We start from the raw sequence: 25,059 nt of genomic DNA on the forward strand, positions 1-25,059 counted from the left end.
CCAAAACAAAATTCACGTCTAAAAATATCATAGCAATAACAGATAGATAATTTTTAGAGACCACAGGAAAGCATTTTGTCTTCTTGACAAAAGCGCAGCAATGGAAAAGTTCTTAGCACTCCATCGCAAACAGACGACGACAATCGGATGCGCAACCGGACGGTTCGACCGCGGATCGGCAAGACAGGACGCGCCGAAGGAGGACAGGATGAGCCATCACAGGATCACAGGGGTCTTCAGCGCGGCCGCAACCCCGCTGACGGCTGACAATACCCCGGATTTTGCCCTTTTCACCGATCATTGCCGGCAATTGCTGGCCGAGGGATGCCACGGCGTGGCATTGCTCGGCACCACGGGTGAGGCCAATTCCTTCTCCGGCTCCGAGCGTCGGGCCATTCTGGAAGCGGCTGTGAAGGCCGGCATTCCCGCCGACAGGCTTCTGCCGGGCACCGGCGTCGTCGCCATTCCCGAGACCGTGGAACTGACCCGGCACGCGCTGTCGCTCGGCGTCACCAAGGTGGTGATGCTGCCGCCCTTCTATTACAAGGGCGTCTCCGACGACGGCCTGTTCGCGGCCTATTCGCAGGTGCTGGAAAAGGTCGCCGATACCCGCCTGCAGGTCATCCTCTATCACATTCCGCAGGTCTCGGGCGTACCATTGTCCGTTCCGCTGATCGGAAGGTTGATTGCCGCCTTCCCGCAAACGGTGGTCGGCATCAAGGAATCTGCCGGCGATTTCAACAACATGCAGGCGATCATCGCCGCCTACCCCGGCTTCTCGGTGCTGGCGGGCGCCGATCCGCTGCTGCTGCCGCTGCTGAAGGCCGGCGGCGCCGGCTGCATCACCGCCACTTCCAATCTCGTGGCGGATTCGCTCCGCACGATCTACGATCATGTCCATGACGCCGCGCGCGCCGGCGAAGTCGAAGCGGCGCAGGCGCGCATCAACGCCTATCGCACGCTGTCCAATTCCTACGTCCAGATCCCGACCATCAAGGCAATGGTCGGGCTGAAGACCGGCAATCCTTCCTGGAAGCGCACACGCGCGCCGCTGATGCCGCTCGGCGAGGCGGATTATGCCGCACTCGCCGAAAGCTACGCCAAACTGCCTTGAGGAGATCGTCATGCATTTTACCGGCCTGCCCCCGGAAGCCGTTCCGGCCCTGATGACCGGGATCATTAGCCCTCATCCCGCCGTCGACGGCCGTGCCGAGGCCTATCTGCCCTCGCCCTGCATCCAGAACCATGCCGCCAATCTCGCCTTTCTGCCCGACGGCACGCTGAGCTGCGTCTGGTTCGGCGGCACGATGGAAGGCATGGGCGACATTTCGATTTACATGTCGCGGCTGACACCGGGCACGACGCGCTGGTCGGAGCCGGAGAAGATGAGCGACGATCCGGAGAAATCCGAGCAAAATCCGTTGATTTTCAATGCTCCGAACGGAAAGGTCTGGTTGCTCTATACCTCGCAGACCTCGGGCAATCAGGACGGTTCGATTGTCAAATGCCGGATATCGGATGATGGCGGCCGGAGCTTCGGTCCTGTCCGGATCCTCTGCGACAGCCCCGGCACCTTCGTTCGCCAGCAGATCGTCGTCAACGGCAGGGGCGACTGGCTGCTTCCGGTCTTCCGCTGTGTCGGCCTGAACGGCCAGCGGTGGAGCGGCGATGCCGATACCGCAGCGGTGCTGATTTCGCGCGACGGCGGTGCGAGCTGGCAAATGCACGATATTGCGGACAGTCTCGGCGCCGTGCACATGAACATCCTGCCGCTCGGCGGCGACGAGATGATCGCCTTCTATCGCAACCGTTTCGCCGAAAATATCCTGTCCAGCCGATCGTCCGATGGCGGCGAGACGTGGAGCGTGCCCGAACCCACCGAACTGCCGAACAACAACTCCTCGATCCAGGCCACGATCCTGAATGATGGAGCAATCGCAATGGTTTACAATCATTCGAATGCGACCATGTCGGATGCGCGGCGCCAGTCGCTCTACGACGAAATCGACGGCGACGAGGCGGGAGCGGCCGTCATTGCCGCCGATAGCGGCCGCAAGGCGGTCTGGGGTGTTCCGCGGGCGCCGCTGAGCCTGGCGATATCCAGGGATGGCGGCAAGAGCTTTCCGCACCGCATCGATCTCGATACCGGCGACGGCTTCTGCCTCAGCAACAATTCGAAGGATTCGCTGAACCGCGAATTCTCCTATCCCTCGATCATCCAGGGCCGCGACGGCGTGCTCCATATCGCCTATACCTACTACCGGCGCGCCATCAAATATGTGCGCCTTGCCCCGCAATCGCTGCCCTGATCGACGCGGCAGACCGAAGTTTGTAAACCTGCATCCGATCGTGCGCGAAAGGATGCAGGATCATCGCCGTTGGACCACTTCCCTGGTGATGAAATTGACAAGAGGCGTAGACTGGCAGATGGCGGCCGCTTCTTCGCGCCCGAAAATCCTCTCTGTCGCAAAAAATCATTTAACATATTGATATAACTTTTGATTATTGCACGGCAGCGCTGATTTTAAAGTCGTGCCGACCCATGCCGGGCGATAAAAATTTCCGCGCCGTGGAATGCCGGCTTGACATTGATCTTACAACTTTACAATAAAGAAGGCGACATTATTGCCGCAAGCTCTTGCAGGGAGGACTGGTTCATGGCCAGCTTGGATTCGCCGATCACGATCGTTCGGCCGCATCTGATCGAATTCGGCATCGGCACAGCGGGAAAGCTTGGCACATGGGCTGCCGGAAAGGGCTATCGGCGCACGCTTGTCATTTCCGATGCTTTCAACGCTTCGCGCATCGACGTGCTGGAGCTCAAAGGGGAAGTGACGGTTTTCTCCGAAGTGACGCCCGAGCCGGATACCGCCAATCTCGATAAAGTGCTGGCCGCGGCGAACGCGGCCGAAGCCGAGCTGATCGTCGGCTTCGGTGGCGGCAGCGCCATGGACCTGGCAAAACTGGCCGCCGTTCTTGCCGGCTCCGCGCAGACACTGCGTGAGGTCGTCGGCCCGAACAAGGTGCATGGGCCGCGCAAGGTGGCGCTTGCCCAGGTACCGACGACATCGGGCACCGGCAGCGAGGCCGGCATCCGCGCGCTGGTCACCGATCCCCAGACGATGGCCAAGCTTGCGGTGGAAAGCCTGCATATGCTGGCCGATATCGCCGTCATCGATCCTGCCCTTACCTTCAGCGTGCCGGCCCGCACGACGGCCGCCACCGGCGTCGACGCGATGGCCCACTGCGTCGAGGCCTTCACCAACCGCAAGGCCCATCCGATGGTCGACATCTATGCAATCGAGGGAACGCGCCTCGTCGGCAAATATCTCGCCCGCGCCGTCAAGGATGGGAACGACGCCGAGGCCCGCGCCGGTCTCTCACTCGCCTCGCTGTACGGTGGTTTCTGCCTCGGCCCGGTCAATACCGCCGGCGGCCATGCCCTGGCCTATCCGCTCGGCACGCGCTGGCATGTGGCGCACGGCGCGGCCAATGCGCTGATCTTCCCGCATGTGCTCGCCTTCAACACGCCGTCGGCCCCGGAAAAGACGACAGCGGTGATGCAGGCGCTCGGGCGGCAAACGTCGGGAAATACGGCATCCGTCTTCGATGCAGCTTACGCTTTCTGCGCCGAACTTGGCATCGAGATGAAGCTGTCCGCCCTCGGTGTGCCGGAAAGCGATCTCGACGCCATGGCCGACGACGCCTTTGCCATCCGCCGGTTGCTCGACAACAATCCGCGTGATCTCACACGCGCCGACATTCGCTCGATTTACGCGGCCGCCTTTTAGAGCTTGATGCGAAAAGTGTAAGCGGTTTTCGGATGACATCATGCTCCGGATCTAAAGCAAGACGGTTTTCAGAAGGGACTTTGAGATGGACAGGAATGCGAAAGTCGCGGTGACGCTCGGTGATCCCTCCGGCGTCGGTCCCGAGGTGATCGTCAAGGCCTTGGCGGCGCTTCCGAGCGAGGAGCGCCGCGATTTCGTCATCGTCGGCAATGTCGAAGCGCTGGAACGCGCCGACCGCGTCAGCGGCACCGGGCTGAAATTCGGGCCGGCCGATGCCGGCGGCGACGGCAGGATCGCCGTCGACGAAGTCGCGCTCGGGGCTGCGCTGCCCGAAATCGGCAAGGTCAGCCCCGTCGCCGGCGACGCCTCGGTGCGCTACATCACCCGCGCCGTCGATCTGGCCATGTCCGGTAAAGCCGATGTCATCGTCACCGCGCCGATCAACAAGGAGGCGATGAACCTCGCCGGCCATCACCATGACGGCCATACCGGGCTTCTTGCCCATCTCACCGGCTCGAAGAGTTCCTTCATGCTGCTTGCCTCCGAGCGGCTGAACACCATCCATGTCTCCACCCATATCTCGTTGAAGGGCGCGATCGAACGCGCCAAGACCGAGCGGGTGCTCGCCACCATCGAAGCCGGCCACCGGCACTTCCTGCGCTTGGGCAAAAACGCACGTATCGCCGTTGCCGGCCTCAATCCGCATTGCGGCGAAAACGGCCTGTTCGGCACCGAGGACATGGAATTCCTGGCGCCCGCCGTCGAGCAGGCACAGGCAAAAGGTATCGACGTCGTCGGGCCGATCTCGGCCGATACGGTGTTCGCCCGCGCCTATAACGGCGCCTTCGATCTCGTCATCGCCCAATATCACGACCAGGGTCATATCCCGATCAAGCTCGTCGCCTTCGAGACGGCGGTCAACGTCTCGCTCGGCCTGCCGATCGACCGCGTCTCGGTCGATCACGGCACCGCCTTCGACATTGCCGGCACCGGCAAGGCCAACCACGTCAACATGCTGTCGGCGATCGCCTATGCCCGGCTGATGGCCCGCTCGCCGCGGCAGAGGGCGTGACCTGACGACATCCGTTGGCGGGCTTATCGAGCTGGCCGAGCCCGCATGGTCATCGTTTTGTCTACGAGACGAGCCGTTGCGTAAGCGAAGCCTACGACTGCGCTTAGGAGCATGAAAAAGGCGATAGGGCCGCTCAATCCGATCGACCCGGCGACTGCCTTGAAAACACCGATCACACCGCGGTGCAGGATGTAGACGGGGTAGGAGATATAGCCCACCCACGTCGCCAGCCTCTCGGCTTTTGCAGGCATCTCCAGAAAGAGGCCAAGCATCACGATGAGCGGCGCCAGGGCCATCGCGAACATCAGATCGTAGTAGGGCCGCAGCATGGAAGGAACCGGCGCGGCCATGAGAATCATCAGAAGAAGGCACGGCACGATCGCCGCCCAACCTTTCCTCCAGGCGGGCATGCCACCGAAGAGCCGGCTGATCACCACCCCTGCAGTAAATGAAAACATGACCCTTGGCAGACCACCTATTGCGGAAGGCCATTCCCAGCCGATATTCAACATACCGTACTTAAGACCCACAAAGGCCAAAAGCGCAGCCGCAACCAACGCGACCAGGCAAAGGGCACGCACAGAGAGCCGGAAAAGCCATAGCGCGAAGACGATGTTCACCAACAGCTCCCAGAACATCGACCATGCCGGACCATTGATTGGAAACATCCCCTGCATCGGGTTCGTTTGCAGGAAATACATCGGGCTGGGCAGAAAAACCCCGTTGGCAACGGTCGACACCAGCAGGTCAATGATACTTTGATGTCTCAGGCCCCAGCCTGTCAGCAGGACGATCTGTACGAGACCGACCAAGATTCCGATCAAATAGAGCGGATAAAGGCGCCTGATTCGAGCCGCCATGAACGCCTGGAACGGCAGGTCACGCGCAAGCCGTTTTCCATAAATCTCGGCGATGATAAAACCGCTGAGGACGAAGAAAAAGTCGACCGCCAGATAGGCCGATGGGGCATATCGTTCCTGGAAATGTGTGGCGACGACACAGATAGCGGCAAACCCGCGCATTGCATCCAGGGAGTAGTAACGGCTGCGGTCGGGAATCGAGACTGCTGCGGCGTCAATCGTCGATGGCGAATAACCGCGGTCGAGACTGGTCATCTGATCGATTATCCTATTTCGCTTGGTGCCTGAGCGGCGTTCAGATGCGGCGGATTGAAAGTGACGTCGTGCCGTCACTTGCTTTTGCATATCAGTCGGCTCCTCCGCAACACAGATCGCTGCGGAGGAGCCCCGATATCACGATTGATGTGCCGCAGGGTCGGCAAGCTCGTCCCTGTTGGTTTTGCGCTGCCGTATCTGCTTTATGCTGCCGATCAAGACATTGAGATGCGATCTGCACAGAACAAAGATCAGGCAGCAATAGGCAATCCCGCCGGCGACGATTTCCACGGCCAAACGTGGATAAGGCGACCAATGAATGAGCGACTCATGCAGGAGTAAAACCACGGCGACCATTCCTCCGCAAGCCATGCTGGGCCGAAGAAATTGCATCAGATAGGCCCCGACACTCAGCTCGATATGGCGCGAAATCTTCCAGCTGGTGATCGGCCAAAACAACAGAACTTCGATCATGATCGCGAAAACAACTGTTGTGACGCCATAAGGATAAAGAACTGCGATCGTCACGAGCGTGAGGAGATTTCGTGCCAGCTGGTAGTAGAACCACCAATCCATCTCCCCCTGGCTCTTGATCAAGGATGCCTGCACATAGCCGATTCCAGCCATCAGCCCGATAACGCAGTAGAACCGAACCGGCCAAACGGCCTCGATCCAGTGCGCACCGAAAATCGTCGTGATCGCATCACCGGCAACCGCGGCAAGGCCAATGAAGACGGGGTAGGAAACCAGGGCGCAGCCAAACGTCGCCATCAGAAATGCTTCTCGAACTTTCTTCGGATCGCTCCGCAACGAGGACAGCAAGACGTGGGTGACGGATGTCAGGCCCCCGGCGATGACGTTGTTGATCATATCGAACAAACGCTTCGAGAAATTATAGATACCGAGCGCTGACGGGCTCAACAACACGCCGATGATCAAGTTGTCCAAGCTCATCGTCTGCAAAAACCGGGTGCCCGACGCAAAGAAGCCGTAGTGCAGGAGATCGTTCAGGCTTTCTCTCTTCACGTGAAGCCCGGGCGACCAACCCGCACCCCAGAAAGCAGCGCCGCAGGATGCCGCTGTGGCCGCGATCTGCGCGATCGCAAGCGCCCACAAGCCGAAACCCGCGAGTACCAAAGCAAGGCAAATACAACCCGAAGTAATTGTGGCGATAACAGTCCGGACGGCGACCAGATGGAATGACATCTTCCTGTTGACGATCGCATTCGGAACGACGGCCGTGAAGTCGAAGAACACCTTCAGTCCCATGATGTAGATAAGGGACGTGATTTCCTTATGTCCCACGTAGGCCGCGATGGGCGAAGCGGCGACACACAAAACGCCATAGACCAAGAATGAAAAGGCAAGCGAAAGCATAAATATCGTATCGAGGTGGCTTCGCCTTATTTCGGATCGCTGGATGATTGCTTCGCCAAAGGCGGTCGGTCCAAAACTGCCGGCAAACGACACGATGCTGAATGCCAGCGCAACAAGACCGAAATCCTGAGGCTGGAGCACTCGAGACGTCACCACGAAAACTGCGAAGGTGAGGACCGTCGGAATGAGCGTGCTCATCGCCGACCAGAAGGCACCGGTTACAGCCGCCGCGGATCGGTTCTTATTGACATGGCTGAATAGAATATCATCGTCTCGTGCAACCGACAAAACTGAGCTCCTACTGGGAATCAAACGATCGAGGGATGAGCGACTAGATCTCGGGCAGGAAGGCTGGGGCTTAGATCCATGGGTCTGCTTGCCTTGTACCAGGTTCCGTTCATCTCATACGGAAGACGGGACATTGCCGCTAAAAGCTCACCGGCATTTGTCGCTTTTTCTACCAAAGGACTGTCGCTAGCCCAGCTACTGATGGCGTCGTGCAGCCTGCTTCCATTTCTCGCAACGGCGACATGCGGCTTATTGAGCAAAAGACAGAGAATATGACCGTGTAGACGGTTGGTGATGATCCGCTGCGCGCCGGACAGCATCTTCACGCCATAGTCGACATATCGGGCAGCGACATCCTCGCGATGTTGAGCCATCATCTCGGAGCGGCTGAAGCCACGCCGCATGGCCGCCTTGACGACACTCGACTTGCGCATGCGCGCCAAGCTATCCGGACCGTTGATCCAGTTGGTCAGGGGGCCGTCGGCAATCGCGCGCGCTTCGGCTATATCAACATCGTCCTCTCCAAAAGGCTGCATGACGTACAGTACCCTGAGAGGATCGGCATCGAACGGTTTCAGCGGCCCGATGCCGAATGCCGTGTCCGGGCCAGCCTCGACATCGCAGTCGAAATTCGCTTTTGCCAGCCCGAAACTCTGCTCGTCGCGCGCCATGAAGAAAAATTTGCGATGCCTGCCAATCGTACGCTTGGCATATTCCAGAAGTGCTTCGTTGGCGAAATCGATGGTTTGAGGCATCTGAACGATGGTTCGATCAGGATATCTGCATGCCAGACGAAAGCGAATATCGTCCCGGCCTAGCTGGCCATCGCCAAAATCGGACCACCCGCAAATGAATATAGGAGCGTCGCCCGGAGTTGATTTTACGTCATCTATACTTTTAGCGGAGGCACCGGTAAGCACCGGCTGCCGCCCCGTTACTTCGTGCAATACCTTCACCAATCCCAACCAACTTGCATTGTGGCCGGGATCTTTGGTGGATGGAAAATCCATTATGATGTAAGGTTGTCCTCTACTAACAAATTTCCTTACCGATCTAATCAACTTTTCTTGCTGTCGTCGTATTAAAACTTCGCCGAGATGATACATATATTCTACTTGAATGATCAAAAATCGGATCAGCAATTACATGCCAGGTTGTGCAAGTCAATTGGACGGCCGTGCGTCATAGCTACGCACCAAATTTACCCTACTTCTTAAGGTAAATGAGGATGACGAGGCTCAAGCCTCGCCGGCTTGGGGCGCACCAGCGGATCGATCGCGAGAAACCGCAGCCAGGGATGGGCTTTCGCTCCCTCCACTCTTTTCCCCGAAGATCGTTCTTTTGGAAATTCGTTCCTCCCCATCCGCATTAATACATTTAATCTATAGACATAATTAATTGGAGAGAATGACCATGAGTATCGAAAAATCCGGAAACGGTTTGGGAAGACGGGACCTGTTGAAACTGTCCGCAGCCGCCGGGGTTGCCGTCGCCGGTGCTTCGCTGATCGGGCAGAAGCCGGTTTTAGCAGCCGAAGAGCTGTCGCTGAAAGGCAAGCGCATCGCCATCAGCGCCACCGGCACCGATCACTTCTTCGACCTGCAGGCCTATAATGCCCAGATCGAAGAGGTAAAGCGCCTCGGCGGCGAGCCGATCGCCGTCGATGCCGGCCGCAATGACGGCAAGCTGGTCTCGCAGCTGCAGACGCTGATCGCCCAGAAACCGGATGCGATCGTTCAGATCCTCGGCACGCTCAGCGTCATCGATCCCTGGCTGAAGAAGGCACGTGACGCTGGGATCCCGGTCCTGACCGTCGACGTCGGTTCGACCAATTCGATCAACAACACCACCTCCGACAATTGGGGCATCGGCAAGGACCTGGCGCTGCAGCTCGTCTCCGATATCGGCGGCGAAGGCAATATCGTCGTCTTCAACGGCTTCTACGGCGTGACGCCTTGCGCGATCCGCTACGACCAGCTGGTCAATGTCGTCAAATATTTCCCGAAGGTGAAGATCCTCCAGCCGGAACTGCGCGACGTCATCCCGAATACGGTGCAGGACGCCTTCACGCAGATCACGGCCATCCTCAACAAATATCCGGAAAAGGGTTCGATCAAGGCGATCTGGTCGGCCTGGGATATTCCGCAGCTGGGCGCGACTCAGGCGCTGACGGCCGCCGGGCGGACCGAAATCCGCACCTACGGCGTCGATGGCAGCCCGGAAGTGCTGCAACTGGTTGCCGATCCGAATTCACCGGCCGGCGCCGACGTGGCGCAGCAGCCGGCGGAAATCGGCCGTACCGCCATCCGCAATGTCGCCAAGCTGCTCGCCGGCCAGACGCTGCCACGCGAGACCTATGTTTCGGCACTGCTCGCCAACAAGACCAATGTCGGCGAGGTCACCAAGAAGCTCGGCATCGGCTGACAAGGCTCCCGAGCGATCCGGCCGTGATCGGATCGCTTGGAATCTGCCCGGAGAGATCGACATGACCGCCATTTCGTTGAAGCAGCCGGTGACGGCGCGCGACGACATCATCCGCTTCGAAGGCATCGTCAAGCATTTCGGCGGCGCGCAGGCGCTTGCCGGTGCGTCGCTGCTCGTCAGGCGCGGCACCATCCACGGCCTCGTCGGCCAGAACGGCGCCGGCAAGTCGACGCTGATCAAGCTGCTGGCCGGTCTTCACCAGCCGGATGCCGGCCGGATCGAGATCGAAGGGCAAACGTTCGACAGGCTGACGCCGCATCTTGCCGAAGCGCTCGGCATTCACTTCATTCACCAGGACCGGCTGCTGGTGCCGACCTTTACCGTCGGCGAAGCGCTGTTCCTCGGCCGGGAACCGCGGATCTCAGGCACGCCCTTCCTCGACCGGCGTCTGATGCAGCGGCGCGCATCCGATATTCTCAATGACTATTTCGGTATCCGCTTGCCGAACAGCGCGCTGATCGGCGAATTGTCGACCGCCGAAAAGCAGATCGTGCAGATCACCCGCGCCCTCCTCAACCAGCCGAAAGTGCTCGTCTTCGACGAGCCGACCGCCGCCTTGGTACGCCGCGAGGCCGATATCCTCTTCCGGCTGATCCGCCGCCTGCGCGACGAAGGCGTCACCGTCATCTATATCTCGCATTACCTGAACGAAATCGAAGAGCTCTGCGACCACGTCACCGTGTTGCGCAATGGGCTCGACGTCGCCTCTGTGCCGATCGGCGAGACTTCGGCCGCGGCGATTGCCCGGCTGATGGTCGAGCGCGACATCAAGGAGATGTTCCCGAAGCCGCAGGTCAGATCGGGCGAAGAAATCCTTAAGGTCGAGCAGCTGTCGGCGCCGGGGAAATATAGCGACGTCAGTTTCACGCTTCGCCGCGGCGAGGTGCTCGGCCTCACCGGCCTGCTCGGTTCCGGCGCCAAGGAGCTGGTCCGCACTCTCTTCGGGCTGGAGACCCCCGCTTCCGGCCATATCGAGATCAGCGGCAAGATTGCCCGTTTCAGCAATCCGACGCAGGCGACTGGGCGCGAGATCGCGCTGGTGCCAGAAGACCGGCGACGCCACGGCATCGCGCTCGACCTCAGCGTTACGGAAAACACCAGTCTTTCAAGCCTCGGCCGCTTCACCCGTTTCGGCTTTCTCGACCGCAAAGCCGAGCAGCGGGAAGTCGATGCTCTGATTGCTCGGCTGCAGGTCAAAACCAATGGACGGAATGCCTTGCTGCGCACGCTTTCGGGCGGCAACCAGCAGAAGATCGCCATCGCCAAATGGCTGAGCCGCCACTCCGAGGTCTATCTCCTCGACGAGCCGACGGTCGGCGTCGACGTCGGCTCCAAGGTCGAGATCTATACGCTGATCGGCGAACTCGCGGCGCGCGGCGCCGGCGTCATCGTGCTGTCTTCGGACCTGCCCGAACTCGTCGGCATCACCGATCGCATCCTGGTGCTCTTCCGCGGCCGCGTGGTGCGGGAATTCATCTCGTCGGAGACCACGGCCGATGCCGTGCTGGCGCAATCTACAGGATCATCCGAGGGACATCGCCATGTCGGCTGAAGTGGAATTCGCGCCTTCCGGTTTTTCCGCTGCGGAATCGCCGCCGCGGCCGGCCGGCAATATTGCGGCTGCGGCGTTGCGCTTCGGATCGCTGGTCGCATTTGCCGCCATCCTGATCGTCTTCTCGCTGACCGCCCCCTATTTCCTCAGCATCGGCAATATCGGCAATGTGCTTGGCCAATCGGCGATCTCAGGCCTGCTTGCCATCGGACTGACGATCGTGCTGATCGCCGGCGGCTCCAATGTCGTCACCGGCGGCATCGACCTGTCGCTCGCGGCCAATATGGGCCTCAGCGCCGCCGTCTATGCCAGCCTGACGCAACTCGGCTACGGCGACACGACGGCGATTGCGGCGGCGATCTTCACCGGCGCGCTGATCGGCACGGTCAATGCCATTGCCGTCGTCTATGCCGGCATCGTGCCGCTGCTCGCCACGCTTGCCGTGATGAACGTCGTCGCCGGCCTCGAACTGGTGCTGACCGGCAATACCGTGCTGCCGGCCTCGACGCCCTTCCTCTCGGCGCTTTCGGCCACGGATCCTTTCGGCATTCCGGTTCTTGCCTATGTGCTGCTCGGCTTCACGGCGATCACCACGGCGATCGTGCAATATACCCCACTCGGCCTGCGGCTCTACGCTGTCGGCGAGTTCCCGGATGCGGCACGGGCCGCCGGGCTGCCGCTCCGCCGCCTGCTCGCCGGCGCCTTCGTCGCCAGCGGCCTCTCCGGCGGCATCGCCGGCATCCTGTCGGTTTCCTATCTGAGCGGCAGCACCACCGGTTCCGGCGAGATGCTGCTGCCCGTCGTCGTGACCGCGCTGCTCGGCTCGGTCTTTTCGCGCCGGCTGGTTCCGACGGTCACCGGGACGCTGCTTTCAGCCCTTTTGGTCGGCTTCCTCACCAACGGTTTCCAGCTCTTGAACATTTCGAGCACGCTGGTGAGCGGCGTCCAGGGCGTGCTCATCCTCATCGTCGTTTCCGCGACGACGCTGCTGCGCCGACAGGAGGCCTGACCATGTCGCTGCAAACCTCCCCTTCCCCTGCCATCGGCTTGCCGCGCCTCATCGCCGGCGGCCTGGTGCGCTATGGGCTGATCCTTGCCCTGATTGCGGTCTTCGCTGCCTTTTCCTTGATAACGCCGACATTCCTGACGTTGGCGAACCTGCAGAGCATCCTGGTCAACAATTTTACGCTGCTTGCCATCGTCTCCATCGCCATGACCTTTGCCGTGGCGGCGGGCGGCATCGATCTTTCGGTGGGAACGGCGGTGGATTTCGCCAGTTTCGCCTTCGTTTCGCTCGTCCTCGCCGGCCAGCCCGTGGCAATCGCCGCGCTCGCCGGACTGGCGGCCGGGGCAGTCGTCGGCGCCTTCAACGCGCTCTTGATCTCCGGGATCGGCGTGTCGCCGTTCCTCGCGACACTCGGCACGCTGTTCATCGGCCGCAGCGTTCAGCAGCTGCTGACCAATGGCGGCAATCCGGTCTATCTGCCGCCGAACGGCGTGCCGGACGCCTTCCGTTTCCTCGGCCACGGCACGATCGCCGGCTTTCCGGTGCCGCTGGCCGTTGCCATCGTCGTCATCGCGGCCGCTGCCGTTGTGTTTGCCCGCACGCGTTTCGGCCGCGTCATCCTGTCGATCGGCATCCAACCCGGCGTCGTGCGTTATTCCGGCATCGCAGCACCCGCCCATGTCGCGGTGACCTTCATCCTGGTCGGGTTGATCGCGGCCATCGCCGGCCTGATCCTGACCGCCACGGTCACCACCTACATCCCCTCCTCGGGCAATGCGTTCCTGCTGAACGCCATCGGCGCGACCTTCATCGGCACGACGCTCAGTCCGCTCGGGCGGCCGAATGTCGGCGGCACCGTTCTCGGCGCACTGCTGCTCAGCATCGTCGCCAACGGGCTGCTGCTGACCGATCTGAACTTCTATTGGCAGCAGGTCGGTACGGGAACGCTGATCTTCGCCGTGCTCGCGCTGAGCTTCATCAACAGAAAGGCGGCCGGGGGCGCATAAAGAGATACCATATCCGGACGGATCAACCCGCTGAGGCGTCCGAAATCATCCGCGAGACGGCATTCTTCCAGCCGATGATCTTGGCCTGCCGCTCGGTCTCCTCCATCGACGGGCTGAAGCGGCGGTCGCAGGCCCAGGCCTGCGCGAACTCCCGCCTGCCCGGCCAGATGCCGGCTTTCGAGCCGGCCAGCCAGGCGGCCCCGAGTGCCGTCGTCTCACGGATTGCCGAGCGGTCGACGGGATTTCCCGTCATGTCGGCCAGGCACTGCATCGTCCAGTCCGAAGCCGCCATGCCGCCATCGACGCGCAGCACGGTTTCCAGCTGGTTGACACCCCAGTCCTTCTTCATCGCCACCAGCAGATCGAGCGTCTGATAGGCGACGGATTCGAGCACGGCGCGGGCGAATTCCGCCGGCCCGCTGTTGCGCGTCAGGCCGAAGATCGCGCCGCGCGCGTTCGGATCCCAATAGGGCGCGCCAAGGCCGGTGAAGGCGGGGACGATATAGACCTGCTGTCCGGGATCGGCCTTGGCCGCGAGCACGCCCGCCTCCGACGCCTGATCGATGATGCCGAGACCGTCGCGCAGCCATTGCACGGCGGCACCGGCAATGAAGATCGAGCCTTCAAGCGCATAGGTCGTCTCGCCATCGAGGCGGCAGGCGACGGTCGTCAGCATCCGGTTGGAGGAGGAGACACGGTCCCTGCCCGTGTTCAACAAAGCAAAGCAGCCGGTGCCGTAAGTGGATTTCATCATGCCGGGCTCGAAGCAGGCATTGCCCATGGCTGCCGCCTGCTGATCGCCGGCGACCCCGAGGATCGGAAGCTCGGCACCGAACAGCGCCTTGTCGGCGCGGCCGAAATCATCGGCGCATTCCTTCACTTCGGGCAGCAGCGCGGCCGGAATGCCGAGAATGCCGAGAAGCTCTTCGTCCCAGGCGCCGTCATCGATATTATAGAGCAGCGTTCGCGACGCATTGGTCGCATCGGTGGCGTGCATGCGGCCGCCGGTCAGCTTGTAAATCAGCCAGCTGTCGATCGTGCCGAAGCAGACCTCCCCCGCCTCGGCCTTCTCCCGCAGCCCGGCGACATTATCGAGCAGCCAGCGCAGCTTGGTGCCGGAGAAATAGGGATCGAGCAGCAGGCCGGTCTTGGCGCTGAACAGTTTTTCATATCCGTCGGCCTTCAGGCTGTCGCACATTTCCGCCGTGCGCCTGTCCTGCCAGACGATCGCCCGGTGAAGCGGTGTGCCGGACCGGCGGTCCCAGACCACCGCCGTCTCGCGCTGGTTGGTGATGCCGATCGCGGTGATGTCGGCGGCGCCGAGACCGGCATCGGCGATCGCCTTGCGCGCCGTGTCGACGACGGATTGCCAGATTTCGCCGGCGTCATGCTCCACCCATCCCGGCTGCGGATAATATTGGGTGATCTCCGCCTGCGCCGAGCCGGCCATCTTCATGTCGCCATCGAAGATGATCGCCCGCGACGAGGTTGTGCCCTGGTCGATCGAAAGAATATAGCCGCTCATGTCAGTCTCCGGCTCGCACGAAATCGCTCCGCCCGGCGAAAAGGGCAGGATGCGGCGGTTTCATGAGAGAAAGATTGTGGGTGCCACCGGCCGCAGCCGGTGGCTAGATGTGATGGCCGGAAGCCTCGTCGCCTCCGGCCGAGGTCCGCCTTACTTCGACTGCCAGCTCTTGACGAGTTCGTCGTAGTTGACGGTGACCGGCTTTTCCTTTTCGTTCTCGATCTTCAGCTGCGGCGCAAGGTTGCCCTTCTTCACCGCATCGGCGTTCCAATAAGCGAGGTCGTGCTCTTCGGCCAGTTTCGGGCCGATATCACCCTGGACGCCCGATTTCTCGATGCGGCCCATGACCTTCTCCTGCTCGCCGCAAAGAGAATCCATGGCTTCCTGCGGCGTCTTGGCGCCGGCAGCGGCGTCACCGATAGCCTGCCACCAAAGCTGAGCCAGCTTCGGATAGTCGGGAACGTTGGTGCCGGTCGGCGACCACTGAACGCGGGCCGGCGAACGATAGAACTCGATCAGACCACCGAGCTTCGGAGCACGTTCCGTAAAGCTCTTGTCGCGAATGGTGGATTCGCGGATGAAGGTGAGACCGAGCTGGCTCTTCTTCACGTCGACCGTCTTGGAGGTCACGAACTGTGCATAGAGCCAGGCAGCTTTCGCACGGTCCGTCGGGGTCGATTTCATCAGCGTCCACGAGCCGACGTCCTGATAACCGAGCTTCATGCCGTCTTTCCAGTAAACGCCATGCGGGCTCGGCGCCATACGCCATTTCGGCGTGCCGTCCTCGTTCATCACAGGCAGGCCAGGCTTGACCATGTCTGCGGTAAACGCGGTGTACCAGAAGATCTGCTGCGCGACGTTACCCTGTGCCGGAACCGGGCCGGATTCCGAGAAGGTCATGCCCTGAGCTTCCGGCGGCGCGTAAGCCTTCAACCAATCGAGGTACTTCTGGATCGAGTAAACCGATGCCGGGCCGTTGGTATCGCCGCCGCGCGCGACGCACGAACCGACCGGACGCGACTTCTCGTCGACCTTGATGCCCCATTCGTCGACCGGAAGACCGTTCGGCAGGCCCTTGTCGCCGTTGCCGGCCATCGACAGCCAGGCGTCGGTGAAGCGCCAGCCGAGCGACGGGTCCTTCTTGCCGTAGTCCATATGGCCAAAGACCTTCTTGCCGTTGACGTCACGGCCGGTGAAGAATTCGGCAATGTCCTCATAGGCCGACCAGTTGACCGGAACGCCGAGATCGTAGCCGTATTTCGCCTTGAAATCGGCCTTGTTCTTCTCGTCGTTGAACCAGTCGTAGCGGAACCAGTAGAGGTTGGCGAACTGCTGGTCGGGAAGCTGGTAGAGCTTCTTGTCCGGCGCCGTCGTGAACTTGGTGCCGATGAAGTCGTCGATATCAAGGCCGGGGTTGGTAACGTCCTTGCCTTCGCCGGCCATCCAGTCGGTCAGGTTGCGCACCTGCTGATAGCGCCAATGGGTACCGATCAAGTCGGAGTCGTTGACCCAGCCGTCGTACAGGTTCTGCCCGGTCTGCATCTGTGTCTGGATCTTTTCGACAACGTCACCTTCCTGAATGACGTCGTGCGTGACCTTGATGCCGGTGATCGCCGTGAAGGCCGGAGCCAGAACCTCGGACTCATACTTGTGCGTGGTCAAGGTTTCCGAAACAACCTTGATCTCCATACCGTTGAAAGGCTTCGCCGCATCGACGAACCACTGCATTTCCTTTTCCTGGTCGGCGCGAGAGAGCGTCGACATGTCGCCGATCTCTTTGTCCAGGAAAGTCTTCGCCTCGTCCATGCCGGCATAGGCCGACCCGGTCATGGCCAGCAGTACCGCTGCTGTCGTCGTCAATAAATGCCTTCGCATGATATCCTCCCAGGGTTTGCGATTGCAGTCTTCACATCTCAGGCGGCCAGAAATACCCCCGGGCCGTCTGCATCATTTTGCCTCACACGTAACGGAATACGCCGACGGCGTAGACAACGGAGAGAGCGAGAGCCCACCAGAGGCTTGATCCCGCGAGACCAAGCCAGGCAAGATGGATAAAGGCGCTGCCAAGCAGCGAAAGGAAAAGCCGGTCACCGCGCGTCGTCTCGAAGCGCAGGATTCCGATCCGCGGGTTGCCGCCCGGCGCGGCATATTCCCAGACACCCATGCCGATCAGCAGCAGTACGATGACGATGAAGAAGGCGGCCGTCGGCCAGGTCCATGCCATCCATGAAAAATCGGGAAGCGAAAAGCTCATCAAACCCTCCCCAGGGCGAAGCCCTTGGCGATGTAATTGCGCACGAACCAGATCACCAGCGCCCCCGGGATCAGGGTCAGAACACCCGCGGCGGCGAGCAAGCCCCAATCCATGCCGGATGCAGAGACGGTGCGGGTCATGGTGGCAGCGATCGGCTTCGCGTCGGTCGTCGTCAGCGTTCGCGCGATCAGCAACTCGACCCAGGAGAACATGAAGCAGAAGAAGCAGGCGACACCGATGCCGCTCGCAATCAGCGGCGTGAAGATCTTCAGGAAAAACCGCGGGAACGAGTAGCCGTCGATATAGGCCGTTTCGTCGATTTCCTTCGGCACGCCCGACATGAAGCCTTCAAGGATCCAGACCGCCAGCGGCACGTTGAAGAGGCAATGCGCCAATGCCACGGCGATATGCGTGTCGATCAGTCCAAAGGCCGAGTAGAGCTGGAAGAACGGCAGGGCAAAGACTGCCGGCGGCGCCATCCGGTTCGTCAGCAGCCAGAAGAAAAGATGCTTGTCGCCAAGGAACCGATAGCGGGAGAAGGCATAGGCGGCCGGCAGCGCGACTGCCACCGAGATCACCATGTTGATCACCACATAGGTGATCGAATTGATGTAGCCGGAATACCACGCCTTCTCCGTGAAGATCGTCACGTAATTGGCGATCGTCGGGTTATGAGGATAAAGCGTCAGAGAATTGACGATTTCCGCGTTGGTCTTGAAGCTCATGTTGACGAGCCAATAGATCGGCAGCAGGAGCACGATGATATAGATCGTCGGAACCAGCCACCACCAGCGCGATTCCTCGCCGCGCCGGCGCATCAGACGGCTGACTTCGTCGGAGGAGAGACCGCTTGCGACACTGGTAGCGCCTGAAATCTTTCGGCTCGCTGTCGTTTCGTTGGAGACGCTCATTTCAATTCTCCGCGTCGTGGCTTGTCATGACGGTGTAGAACACCCACGAAAGCAGCAGGATGATGAGGAAATAGATCAGCGACATGGCGGCAGCCGGACCGAGGTCAAACTGTCCGAGGGCGGTCTTGACCAGATCGATCGACAGGAAGGTGGTCGAATTGCCCGGACCGCCGCCGGTGACGACAAAAGGCTCGGTGTAGATCATGAAACTGTCCATGAAACGCAGCAGCACGGCGATCAAAAGAACGCGCTTCATCTTCGGCAGCTGGATATAGCGGAACACGGCCCAGCGGGACGCGCCGTCGATCTTCGCTGCCTGATAGAAGGCATCCGGAATGGAAACGAGGCCGGCATAGCAGAGCAAGACGACCAGGCTCGTCCAGTGCCAGACATCCATGATGATGATCGTCACCCAGGCGTCGAGCGGATCCTGCACATAGTTGTAATCGATGCCGATGGCATTGAGGTAATAGCCGAACAAACCAATGTCGTTGCGGCCGAACACCTGCCAGATCGTGCCGACAACGTTCCACGGGACGAGCAGCGGCAGCGCCATCAGAACCAGGCACACCGGCACGCCGATGCCCGATTTCGGCATGTTGAGCGCAATGAAGATACCGAGCGGGATCTCAAGAGCGAGAATGATCAACGAAAAAATCAGGTTTCGCTGCAGGGCGGCCCAGAAACGGTCGGAATGCAGGATCTGGGTGAACCAGTCCGTTCCGTTCCAGAAGAACTGGTTGTTTCCGAACGTGTCCTGAACGGAATAGTTCACAACCGTCATCAAGGGAATGACGGCGGAGAATGCCACCAGCACGAGGACCGGCAGGACCAGAAACCACGCTTTGTTGTTCCAGGTTTTTTCCATGATCAAGCCTCCGGTCCGGCGCGCCAAGAGTCGGCATAGATGCTGATACCCGATGGCTCGAAGGTCACCCGGGGATCGGCCGGAATGTCCCCGTCCTCAGGGACGACGATCGCGATCGGCTGGCCGGCAAATTGCGCGCGGACGATCTTCTGCCGGCCGATATCTTCCACCTTGCTGACCGTCACAGGCATGCCCTCGCGGCCGACCCGGATAAACTCGGGCCGGATTCCCAGCTCTACCTTGGCCGCGGCGGAAGTCTTTGGTGCATAGTCGAGCGTCAGCGCATGCTCGCCGACCCGAACCGTGCGGCCGTCCACCTTGGCCGGCATGAAGTTCATGCCCGGCGAACCGATGAAGTAGCCGACGAAAGTATGGCTCGGACGCTCGAAGAGTTCGGCCGGCGTGCCGATCTGCACGATCTCGCCGTCGTACATCACCACGACCTTGTCGGCGAAGGTCAGCGCCTCCGTCTGGTCATGCGTGACATAGACCATCGTAAAACCGAACTGCTTATGCAGCCGCTTCAGCTGCGATCGCAGCACCCATTTCATATGCGGATCGATAACGGTGAGCGGCTCGTCGAAGAGAATCGCGTTCACATCCGAGCGCACGAGGCCGCGGCCGAGCGAAATCTTCTGCTTCTGGTCCGCCGTCAAACCGCGCGCGCGACGCTTGGCCCAGTCTGCAAGGTCGATCATCTCCAATATTTCGCGGACACGACGATCAACATCGGGCTCCGCGACGCCGCGGTTGCGCAAGGGGAAAGCCAGATTGTCATAGACGGTCATCGTGTCGTAGATGACCGGAAACTGGAAGACCTGGGCAATATTTCGCTGCTGCGTCGGCAGGTTCGTCACATCCTGCCCGTCGAAAAGAATTCGCCCTTCGGACGGCTGAATAAGGCCGGAAATGATATTGAGCAGCGAGGTCTTGCCGCAGCCTGAAGGTCCGAGCAGCGCATAGGCGCCGCCATCGTTCCACTCGTGGTGCACTTCCTTGAGAGCGTAGTCCTTCTCGCTCTTCGGGTTCGGCCCATAGGCATGTCTGATATGATCGAGGGTGATACGTGCCATGATCTTCTCCTAGCCCCTCTGCCCGGCGGTAATCGCCCGGCCGTCCGCACCGAACGCCATCAGGTGGCGCGTATCGATGAAAACGGAGAGGTCCGTGTCCGGCTCGATATTGTGGATGCCGTGCGCAAGCATCACCCAGCGGGTGTCGGCAAATTGCAGATGCACGAAACTTTCCGAGCCGGTGATCTCCGAAATCTGTGTCCGTGCTGTCAGCCGCGCCGAGCTAGCCGTCTGAGCGGTTGGGGCAAGGTGATGCGGGTGAAACGCGATCGTTGCCGGCCCGTCCGGCACGTTCTGAAGATGCGGCGGCACGGCAAAAATCACCGCGCCATCGCGCAGGAAATTGCCTGCCGATTTGACCAGATCAATAAAATTCAGCGGCGGGTCGGCAAAGGTTTTCGCCGTCGTCAGATCGAGCGGATTGCGATAGACCTCGATCGTCGGACCGAACTGCGTGACCCGGCCTTCGTTGAGCGCGGCCGTATTGCCACCCAGCAACAAGGCTTCGGAGGGTTCTGTCGTGGCATAGACGAAGATCGCGCCGGACTGGGCGAAGATGCGCGGCAATTCCTGCCGCAGCTCTTCACGCAGCTTGTAATCGAGATTGGCGAGCGGCTCGTCCATCAGCACCAGGCTGGCATTCTTGACGAGGGCGCGGGCAAGTGCCGTACGCTGCTGCTGACCGCCGGACAGATTGAGCGGCGTGCGGTCGAGATAGGGCGTGAGCTTCAGAAGCTCGGCAGCCTTGCGCACCTCGCGGTCTATCGTCGCGGCATCCTTGCCCGAGATGCGCATCGGCGAGGCGATGTTCTCGTAGACGGTCAGCGCCGGATAGTTGATGAACTGCTGGTAGACCATGGCAACGTTGCGCTTCTGCACCGGCATGCCGGTGACATCGACGCCGTTGAAATGAACGGAGCCGCCTGTGGGACGGTCGAGCCCGGCCATCAGCCGCATCAGCGATGTTTTGCCAGACAGCGTCGGCCCGAGCAGGACGTTCAGCGTGCCGCGCTCGAGGACCAGATCGGTCGGATAGATATGATAGTCCGCGCCCACCATCTTGGCGGCGTTTCGCAGTTCCAGCATTCCGATTCCCCTGCCTCCACGCAGCGGGGACCACACGCCGCCTCTATCCGGCCATCGCCGGTCTGGCAGCCATGTACTCCTCCAGTGACTGAGCCTGCTCCTTGGAAAGGCGCAGACCATCCTTTGTTCTCCTCCACAGCACGTCTTCACCGTGCCGGGCCCATTCATGTTCGACGAGATATTTGACTTCTGCCTCGTAGAGATCGCCGCCGAACAGCCGCCCGAGATCGTCGATCCCGCGGGCATCGCCAAGCAGCACCTCGGCCTTCGTGCCATAGCGGCGCACCAGCCTGCGGGCATGCGGATCCGCCAGGAACGGATAGCGCCGTTTCAGCTTGGCGACCTCGGCCTCATAACCCTTGACCGGAAAATCGCCGCCCGGCAGATGGCTCTTTGCTGTCCACGGCGCACCCTTGACGCCGATCGCAGCGCCGATCTTTTCCAGCGCATGTTCGGAAAGCCGGCGATAAGTGGTGAGCTTACCGCCGAAGACGTTGAGCAGCGGCGCTGCCTCACCTTCACCTTCCAGTTTCAGCACGTAATCGCGCGTTGCCTCCTGCGCCTTCGAGGCGCCGTCGTCAAAAAGCGGCCGGACCGCCGAATAGGTCCAGACGATATCCTCGGGCTTCACCGGCTCCTTGAAATATTCCGACGCCGCATTGCAGAGATAGACGGTCTCCTCCTCGGAGATCCGGACATCCTTGGGATCGGCCTTATAATCGCGGTCGGTGGTCCCGATCAGGGTGAATTCACCCTCATAGGGGATGGCGAAGATGATGCGGTTGTCGGGATTCTGAAAGAAATAGGCTCTAGGATCGTCGAACTTCTTCCTGACGACGATATGGCTGCCCTGCACGAGGCGCACATGGCGAGCCTCGTTCTGGCCGAAAGCGGCGCGGATGACATGGTCGACCCAGGGGCCGGCGGCATTGACCAGCATGCGGGCCTGATGACTGTCATTGCGGCCGGTGACCGTGTCGGTCGTCTCGATATGCCACAGGCCATTCTCGCGCCTTGCCGACACCACTTTGGTGCGCGGCATGATGGTCGCGCCCTTGTCGGCGGCATCGCGGGCATTCAGCACCACCATGCGGGCGTCGTCGACCCAGCCGTCGGAATATTCGAAAGCTTTGGCAAACAACGCCTTCAGCGGTTTGCCGGCCGGATCGCGGCGCATGTCGAGCACCGACGTCGCCGGCAGCAGCTTGCGGCCGCCGAGATGGTCGTAGAGGAAGAGGCCGAGCCGGATCAGCCAGGCCGGGCGGATGCCGCCCTTGTGATAGGGCAGGACGAAACGCAGCGGCCAGATGATGTGCGGCGCCATGGCCCACAGGATCTCGCGCTCCATCAGCGATTCACGCACCAGGCGGAACTCGTAATGCTCGAGATAACGCAGGCCGCCATGGATCAGCTTGGTGGCGCCCGACGACGTACCGGAGGCGAAATCGTTCATCTCTGCCAGAGCCACGGAATAACCGCGCCCAACGGCATCGCGCGCAATGCCGCAGCCGTTGATGCCGCCACCGATGACGAATATGTCGTAGATCTCCCGGCCCAATATCCCCTCCGAGCCCGCTGCCGATTTCGCATCGCACAAAACCTGCGCAATTGCGAAAGTGCCATCAGTTAAAACGAAAGCGATACGAATGTCAAACGAATGTTTTCGCAGGTCCGGCAAGCTCCGAACGGAATGTCAAATATTGACATCGCAACTCGAATACAGAACAATTCATCCAGCAATCTCGATCAGGAGGGCGCGCTTATGACCAGCAGCCTGCATGTTAGCTTACCCGATGAAATGCGCGCTTTCGTCGATATGCGCGCCAACGGGAAGAGCCAGTACGCGACACCGAGCGAATATGTGCGCGCGCTCATTCGCGAAGATATGGCACGCGAAGAAGATCGCCGATATGCCATCCGCTCGCTACTGCGGGCGGAAGAAGAATTCCGGCGCGGAGAAATGCTCCCCCTTTCTGCGCTGGACGCCGTCGATGCGGAACTGGATGAAGAGCTGCGTTAGTGGCTCCTCGCGTTCTCATCCTGCCGACTGCACTCGATAACTATCGTCTGGCAGTCCGCGAAACGGCGCGGAAATGGTCTAGCGAACAGGCAAAGGCATATGGCCGCCTGCTGAGAGCGGGATTTGAAGGCATCCCTGAAGCCCATGCTCGCGTGAAGGCAAGGAAAGATGAGCGCGTCGGGAAGTCACTCTTCCGGCTCCACAAGATCGAGCACCATTATGCCGTCTACATTGTCGTTGACGATGCAACCTTCGTCATTGCCGCGGTCTTGCACGAGCGAATGGACATTCCCGCACAGCTGCAAACAATCGAACAATTGACCGACAGAGAGTACAAGGCGCTGATGGGACATGCCCGGCCGAAGTCCTGATGCAGGTCGCCCCGGAGTACGCAAAACGAAAGACCTGAAGCGTGGGCCAAGCGGCTCTGAAAGTCACGACGCGCTTAGCGCGATCTACCGTTCGTTTCGATCAGTTTCACATTGTTTTCGAGGCAGAGATTGCGGATCGAGGCCACCGGACAGTGGTCGGTGATGAAAGTATGAACCTGCGACAGCTGGCCGATCCTGACCGGGGCGGTGCGTTCGAACTTCGTCGAATCGGCAACGAGAATGACGTGCCTTGCATTGGCGATGATCGCCTGGGCGACCTTCACCTCGCGAAAGTCATAGTCGAGAAGCGCGCCATCCATATCGATCGCCGAGGCGCCGATCACGGCATAGTCGACCTTGAACTGGCGGATGAAATCGACCGCCGCCTCACCGACGATGCCGCCGTCCGAACCGCGCACGACGCCACCGGCGATCACCACCTCGATCGCCGGAAAGGAACGCAACCTGTTGGCGACATTGATATTATTGGTAATCACCATCAACTCGTGATGATTGGCGAGCGCCTCGCCCACCGCCTCGGTCGTCGTTCCGATATTGATGAACAGCGAGGCGCCGCTCGGGATCAGCTCGACCGCGGCCATGCCGATCGCCTGTTTCTCGGACGCGGCGATCTGACGGCGTGCCTCGTATTTGACGTTCTCGGTGCCGCTCGGGAATGTGGCGCCGCCATGGATGCGCGTCAGCACCTGCGCATCGCAGAGATCGTTCAAGTCCTTGCGGATCGTCTGCGGCGTCACCGAAAAGCGGGAAGCGAGTTCCTCGACCAGGACCCTGCCGCTCGATTTCGCTATCGCCACGATTTCAGTTTGCCGGTCGGTCAAGAACATAAGCACGCACCTTTCGATCTGCTTTCGTTTTAAAGAAAGCGAACGCCTGCGCAATGCTTATCTGTTCTCTGATCCCGCCTTCCATTCGGTTTCGGGCTGACCGCTCGAACGAGGAGCGCTAAGCAAACATATTGGGACCGATCTCCTCGCTGACCTCGATGATGACATCGGCGGGGACATTGTTCCTCCGGGCCGCGGCGAGAATGGCTTGCGTATTCGGCGCCTCGTAAAGGCAGTAGGTCTTTTTTCTGTCCGCGCTGAGGAACGAAAAGATCCATTTCACTCCTTCCTGGTCGTTGATCAGGTTGATTTGCTCGACCCCCTCTTTCGATAGATCGAGTTGTTCCGCAAAGTTTCTTTCGATGATGTAGCGTGGCATGAGGAACCCTTCTTCCCACCAAAGCAGCGAAT

At 60.4% G+C, this 25,059-nt stretch carries 23 protein-coding genes; 10 read left to right on the plus strand and 13 right to left on the minus strand.

The features are described from left to right. Positions 1 to 208 precede the first annotated feature (208 nt). The 4 genes from CO666_RS23815 (at position 209) to pdxA (ending at position 4,863) form a co-directional block, all read left to right on the plus strand. On the plus strand, positions 209 to 1,114 hold the full coding sequence (locus CO666_RS23815; protein WP_097614683.1) for a dihydrodipicolinate synthase family protein: 906 nt from the start codon (positions 209 to 211) through the stop codon (positions 1,112 to 1,114). A 10-nt stretch (positions 1,115 to 1,124) separates the two neighbouring features. Beyond that, positions 1,125 to 2,309 carry a sialidase family protein gene (locus CO666_RS23820; RefSeq protein ID WP_097614620.1) on the plus strand — a complete coding sequence of 395 codons (1,185 nt, stop codon included), beginning with the start codon at positions 1,125 to 1,127 and terminating at the stop codon, positions 2,307 to 2,309. 348 nt (positions 2,310 to 2,657) lie between these two features. After that, positions 2,658 to 3,791 carry an iron-containing alcohol dehydrogenase gene (locus CO666_RS23825; RefSeq protein ID WP_097614621.1) on the plus strand — a complete coding sequence of 378 codons (1,134 nt, stop codon included), beginning with the start codon at positions 2,658 to 2,660 and terminating at the stop codon, positions 3,789 to 3,791. A gap of 85 nt (positions 3,792 to 3,876) precedes the next feature. Next, positions 3,877 to 4,863, plus strand: coding sequence for a 4-hydroxythreonine-4-phosphate dehydrogenase PdxA (gene pdxA / locus CO666_RS23830; RefSeq protein ID WP_097614622.1), 987 nt, complete (start codon positions 3,877 to 3,879; stop codon positions 4,861 to 4,863). 23 nt (positions 4,864 to 4,886) lie between these two features. Here the strand turns inward: pdxA and CO666_RS23835 are convergent, their stop codons facing one another. The 3 genes from CO666_RS23835 to CO666_RS23845 all read right to left on the minus strand — a co-directional run bounded on the left by CO666_RS23835 (position 4,887) and on the right by CO666_RS23845 (position 8,749). Beyond that, a complete protein-coding gene (locus CO666_RS23835) occupies positions 4,887 to 5,978 on the minus strand; it encodes an acyltransferase family protein (RefSeq protein WP_097614623.1) in 1,092 nt (363 codons plus the stop codon). A 138-nt stretch (positions 5,979 to 6,116) separates the two neighbouring features. Beyond that, a complete protein-coding gene (locus tag CO666_RS23840) occupies positions 6,117 to 7,643 on the minus strand; it encodes a lipopolysaccharide biosynthesis protein (protein ID WP_097614624.1) in 1,527 nt (508 codons plus the stop codon). A 20-nt stretch (positions 7,644 to 7,663) separates the two neighbouring features. Further along, on the minus strand, positions 7,664 to 8,749 hold the full coding sequence (locus CO666_RS23845; protein WP_097614625.1) for a polysaccharide pyruvyl transferase family protein: 1,086 nt from the start codon (positions 8,747 to 8,749) through the stop codon (positions 7,664 to 7,666). A 307-nt stretch (positions 8,750 to 9,056) separates the two neighbouring features. Between CO666_RS23845 and CO666_RS23850 the strand changes: the two genes are divergently transcribed. From CO666_RS23850 to CO666_RS23865, 4 genes are all read left to right on the plus strand, one after another. Next, a complete protein-coding gene (locus tag CO666_RS23850) occupies positions 9,057 to 10,067 on the plus strand; it encodes a sugar ABC transporter substrate-binding protein (RefSeq protein ID WP_097614626.1) in 1,011 nt (336 codons plus the stop codon). A gap of 61 nt (positions 10,068 to 10,128) precedes the next feature. Beyond that, positions 10,129 to 11,679, plus strand: a complete 1,551-nt coding sequence (locus CO666_RS23855; RefSeq protein ID WP_097614627.1) for a sugar ABC transporter ATP-binding protein — start codon at positions 10,129 to 10,131, stop codon at positions 11,677 to 11,679. After that, positions 11,669 to 12,688: an ABC transporter permease gene (locus CO666_RS23860; protein ID WP_097614628.1), complete on the plus strand. Its 1,020-nt coding sequence runs from the start codon at positions 11,669 to 11,671 to the stop codon at positions 12,686 to 12,688. Before CO666_RS23855 ends, CO666_RS23860 begins: the two co-directional genes overlap by 11 nt. A 2-nt stretch (positions 12,689 to 12,690) precedes the next feature. Beyond that, entirely contained in the window at positions 12,691 to 13,692 is a 1,002-nt protein-coding gene (locus tag CO666_RS23865; RefSeq protein WP_097614629.1) for an ABC transporter permease, read from the plus strand. A 22-nt stretch (positions 13,693 to 13,714) separates the two neighbouring features. On the opposite strand, the gene glpK is transcribed toward CO666_RS23865, so the two are convergent. From glpK to glpD, 8 genes are all read right to left on the minus strand, one after another. Continuing rightward, positions 13,715 to 15,217, minus strand: coding sequence for a glycerol kinase GlpK (gene glpK / locus CO666_RS23870; RefSeq protein ID WP_097614630.1), 1,503 nt, complete (start codon positions 15,215 to 15,217; stop codon positions 13,715 to 13,717). Positions 15,218 to 15,367: 150 nt separating this feature from the next. Continuing rightward, a complete protein-coding gene (locus tag CO666_RS23875) occupies positions 15,368 to 17,092 on the minus strand; it encodes an ABC transporter substrate-binding protein (RefSeq protein WP_097614631.1) in 1,725 nt (574 codons plus the stop codon). Positions 17,093 to 17,174: 82 nt separating this feature from the next. Continuing rightward, a complete protein-coding gene (locus CO666_RS23880) occupies positions 17,175 to 17,471 on the minus strand; it encodes a DUF2160 domain-containing protein (RefSeq protein ID WP_008536409.1) in 297 nt (98 codons plus the stop codon). Next, on the minus strand, positions 17,471 to 18,382 hold the full coding sequence (locus CO666_RS23885) for a carbohydrate ABC transporter permease (protein ID WP_097614632.1): 912 nt from the start codon (positions 18,380 to 18,382) through the stop codon (positions 17,471 to 17,473). The genes CO666_RS23880 and CO666_RS23885 overlap by 1 nt, the downstream gene beginning before the upstream one ends. Before the next feature lies 1 nt (position 18,383). Beyond that, positions 18,384 to 19,250 (minus strand): carbohydrate ABC transporter permease, encoded by an 867-nt coding sequence (locus CO666_RS23890; protein WP_008536407.1) that lies wholly within the window; start codon positions 19,248 to 19,250, stop codon positions 18,384 to 18,386. Positions 19,251 to 19,252: 2 nt separating this feature from the next. Continuing rightward, entirely contained in the window at positions 19,253 to 20,323 is a 1,071-nt protein-coding gene (locus CO666_RS23895) for an ABC transporter ATP-binding protein (RefSeq protein ID WP_097614633.1), read from the minus strand. A 9-nt stretch (positions 20,324 to 20,332) separates the two neighbouring features. Further along, positions 20,333 to 21,409: an ABC transporter ATP-binding protein gene (locus tag CO666_RS23900; RefSeq protein WP_097614634.1), complete on the minus strand. Its 1,077-nt coding sequence runs from the start codon at positions 21,407 to 21,409 to the stop codon at positions 20,333 to 20,335. Positions 21,410 to 21,452: 43 nt separating this feature from the next. After that, positions 21,453 to 22,967, minus strand: a complete 1,515-nt coding sequence (gene glpD / locus CO666_RS23905) for a glycerol-3-phosphate dehydrogenase (protein WP_097614635.1) — start codon at positions 22,965 to 22,967, stop codon at positions 21,453 to 21,455. Positions 22,968 to 23,171: 204 nt separating this feature from the next. Between glpD and CO666_RS23910 the strand changes: the two genes are divergently transcribed. Together CO666_RS23910 and CO666_RS23915 are read left to right on the plus strand one after the other, a co-directional pair. Next, positions 23,172 to 23,429, plus strand: coding sequence for a ribbon-helix-helix domain-containing protein (locus CO666_RS23910; RefSeq protein ID WP_097614684.1), 258 nt, complete (start codon positions 23,172 to 23,174; stop codon positions 23,427 to 23,429). Further along, entirely contained in the window at positions 23,429 to 23,800 is a 372-nt protein-coding gene (locus CO666_RS23915; RefSeq protein ID WP_097614636.1) for a type II toxin-antitoxin system RelE/ParE family toxin, read from the plus strand. The genes CO666_RS23910 and CO666_RS23915 overlap by 1 nt, the downstream gene beginning before the upstream one ends. Before the next feature lie 74 nt (positions 23,801 to 23,874). On the opposite strand, the gene CO666_RS23920 is transcribed toward CO666_RS23915, so the two are convergent. Both CO666_RS23920 and CO666_RS23925 read right to left on the minus strand, forming a co-directional pair. Beyond that, entirely contained in the window at positions 23,875 to 24,648 is a 774-nt protein-coding gene (locus CO666_RS23920; protein WP_097614637.1) for a DeoR/GlpR family DNA-binding transcription regulator, read from the minus strand. Positions 24,649 to 24,766: 118 nt separating this feature from the next. Further along, entirely contained in the window at positions 24,767 to 25,027 is a 261-nt protein-coding gene (locus CO666_RS23925; RefSeq protein WP_097614638.1) for a DUF4242 domain-containing protein, read from the minus strand. Positions 25,028 to 25,059 lie beyond the last annotated feature (32 nt).

It is taken from the genome of Rhizobium chutanense, from assembly GCF_002531935.1.
Classification (GTDB): domain Bacteria; phylum Pseudomonadota; class Alphaproteobacteria; order Rhizobiales; family Rhizobiaceae; genus Rhizobium; species Rhizobium chutanense.

Excerpts from the sequence above, each read along its gene's own strand:
- CO666_RS23875 (WP_097614631.1), bottom strand. The coding sequence starts at position 17,092 with ATGCGAAGGCATTTATTGACGACGACAGCAGCGGTACTGCTGGCCATG.
- CO666_RS23835 (WP_097614623.1), bottom strand. The coding sequence starts at position 5,978 with ATGACCAGTCTCGACCGCGGTTATTCGCCATCGACGATTGACGCCGCA.
- CO666_RS23890 (WP_008536407.1), bottom strand. The coding sequence starts at position 19,250 with ATGGAAAAAACCTGGAACAACAAAGCGTGGTTTCTGGTCCTGCCGGTC.
- CO666_RS23880 (WP_008536409.1), bottom strand. The coding sequence starts at position 17,471 with ATGAGCTTTTCGCTTCCCGATTTTTCATGGATGGCATGGACCTGGCCG.
- CO666_RS23855 (WP_097614627.1), top strand. The coding sequence starts at position 10,129 with ATGACCGCCATTTCGTTGAAGCAGCCGGTGACGGCGCGCGACGACATC.
- CO666_RS23820 (WP_097614620.1), top strand. The coding sequence starts at position 1,125 with ATGCATTTTACCGGCCTGCCCCCGGAAGCCGTTCCGGCCCTGATGACC.
- CO666_RS23885 (WP_097614632.1), bottom strand. The coding sequence starts at position 18,382 with ATGAGCGTCTCCAACGAAACGACAGCGAGCCGAAAGATTTCAGGCGCT.
- glpK (WP_097614630.1), bottom strand. The coding sequence starts at position 15,217 with ATGAGCGGCTATATTCTTTCGATCGACCAGGGCACAACCTCGTCGCGG.
- CO666_RS23865 (WP_097614629.1), top strand. The coding sequence starts at position 12,691 with ATGTCGCTGCAAACCTCCCCTTCCCCTGCCATCGGCTTGCCGCGCCTC.
- CO666_RS23895 (WP_097614633.1), bottom strand. The coding sequence starts at position 20,323 with ATGGCACGTATCACCCTCGATCATATCAGACATGCCTATGGGCCGAAC.
- CO666_RS23850 (WP_097614626.1), top strand. The coding sequence starts at position 9,057 with ATGAGTATCGAAAAATCCGGAAACGGTTTGGGAAGACGGGACCTGTTG.
- CO666_RS23860 (WP_097614628.1), top strand. The coding sequence starts at position 11,669 with ATGTCGGCTGAAGTGGAATTCGCGCCTTCCGGTTTTTCCGCTGCGGAA.
- CO666_RS23815 (WP_097614683.1), top strand. The coding sequence starts at position 209 with ATGAGCCATCACAGGATCACAGGGGTCTTCAGCGCGGCCGCAACCCCG.
- CO666_RS23825 (WP_097614621.1), top strand. The coding sequence starts at position 2,658 with ATGGCCAGCTTGGATTCGCCGATCACGATCGTTCGGCCGCATCTGATC.
- CO666_RS23910 (WP_097614684.1), top strand. The coding sequence starts at position 23,172 with ATGACCAGCAGCCTGCATGTTAGCTTACCCGATGAAATGCGCGCTTTC.
- pdxA (WP_097614622.1), top strand. The coding sequence starts at position 3,877 with ATGGACAGGAATGCGAAAGTCGCGGTGACGCTCGGTGATCCCTCCGGC.
- CO666_RS23920 (WP_097614637.1), bottom strand. The coding sequence starts at position 24,648 with ATGTTCTTGACCGACCGGCAAACTGAAATCGTGGCGATAGCGAAATCG.
- CO666_RS23925 (WP_097614638.1), bottom strand. The coding sequence starts at position 25,027 with ATGCCACGCTACATCATCGAAAGAAACTTTGCGGAACAACTCGATCTA.
- CO666_RS23845 (WP_097614625.1), bottom strand. The coding sequence starts at position 8,749 with ATGTATCATCTCGGCGAAGTTTTAATACGACGACAGCAAGAAAAGTTG.
- CO666_RS23900 (WP_097614634.1), bottom strand. The coding sequence starts at position 21,409 with ATGCTGGAACTGCGAAACGCCGCCAAGATGGTGGGCGCGGACTATCAT.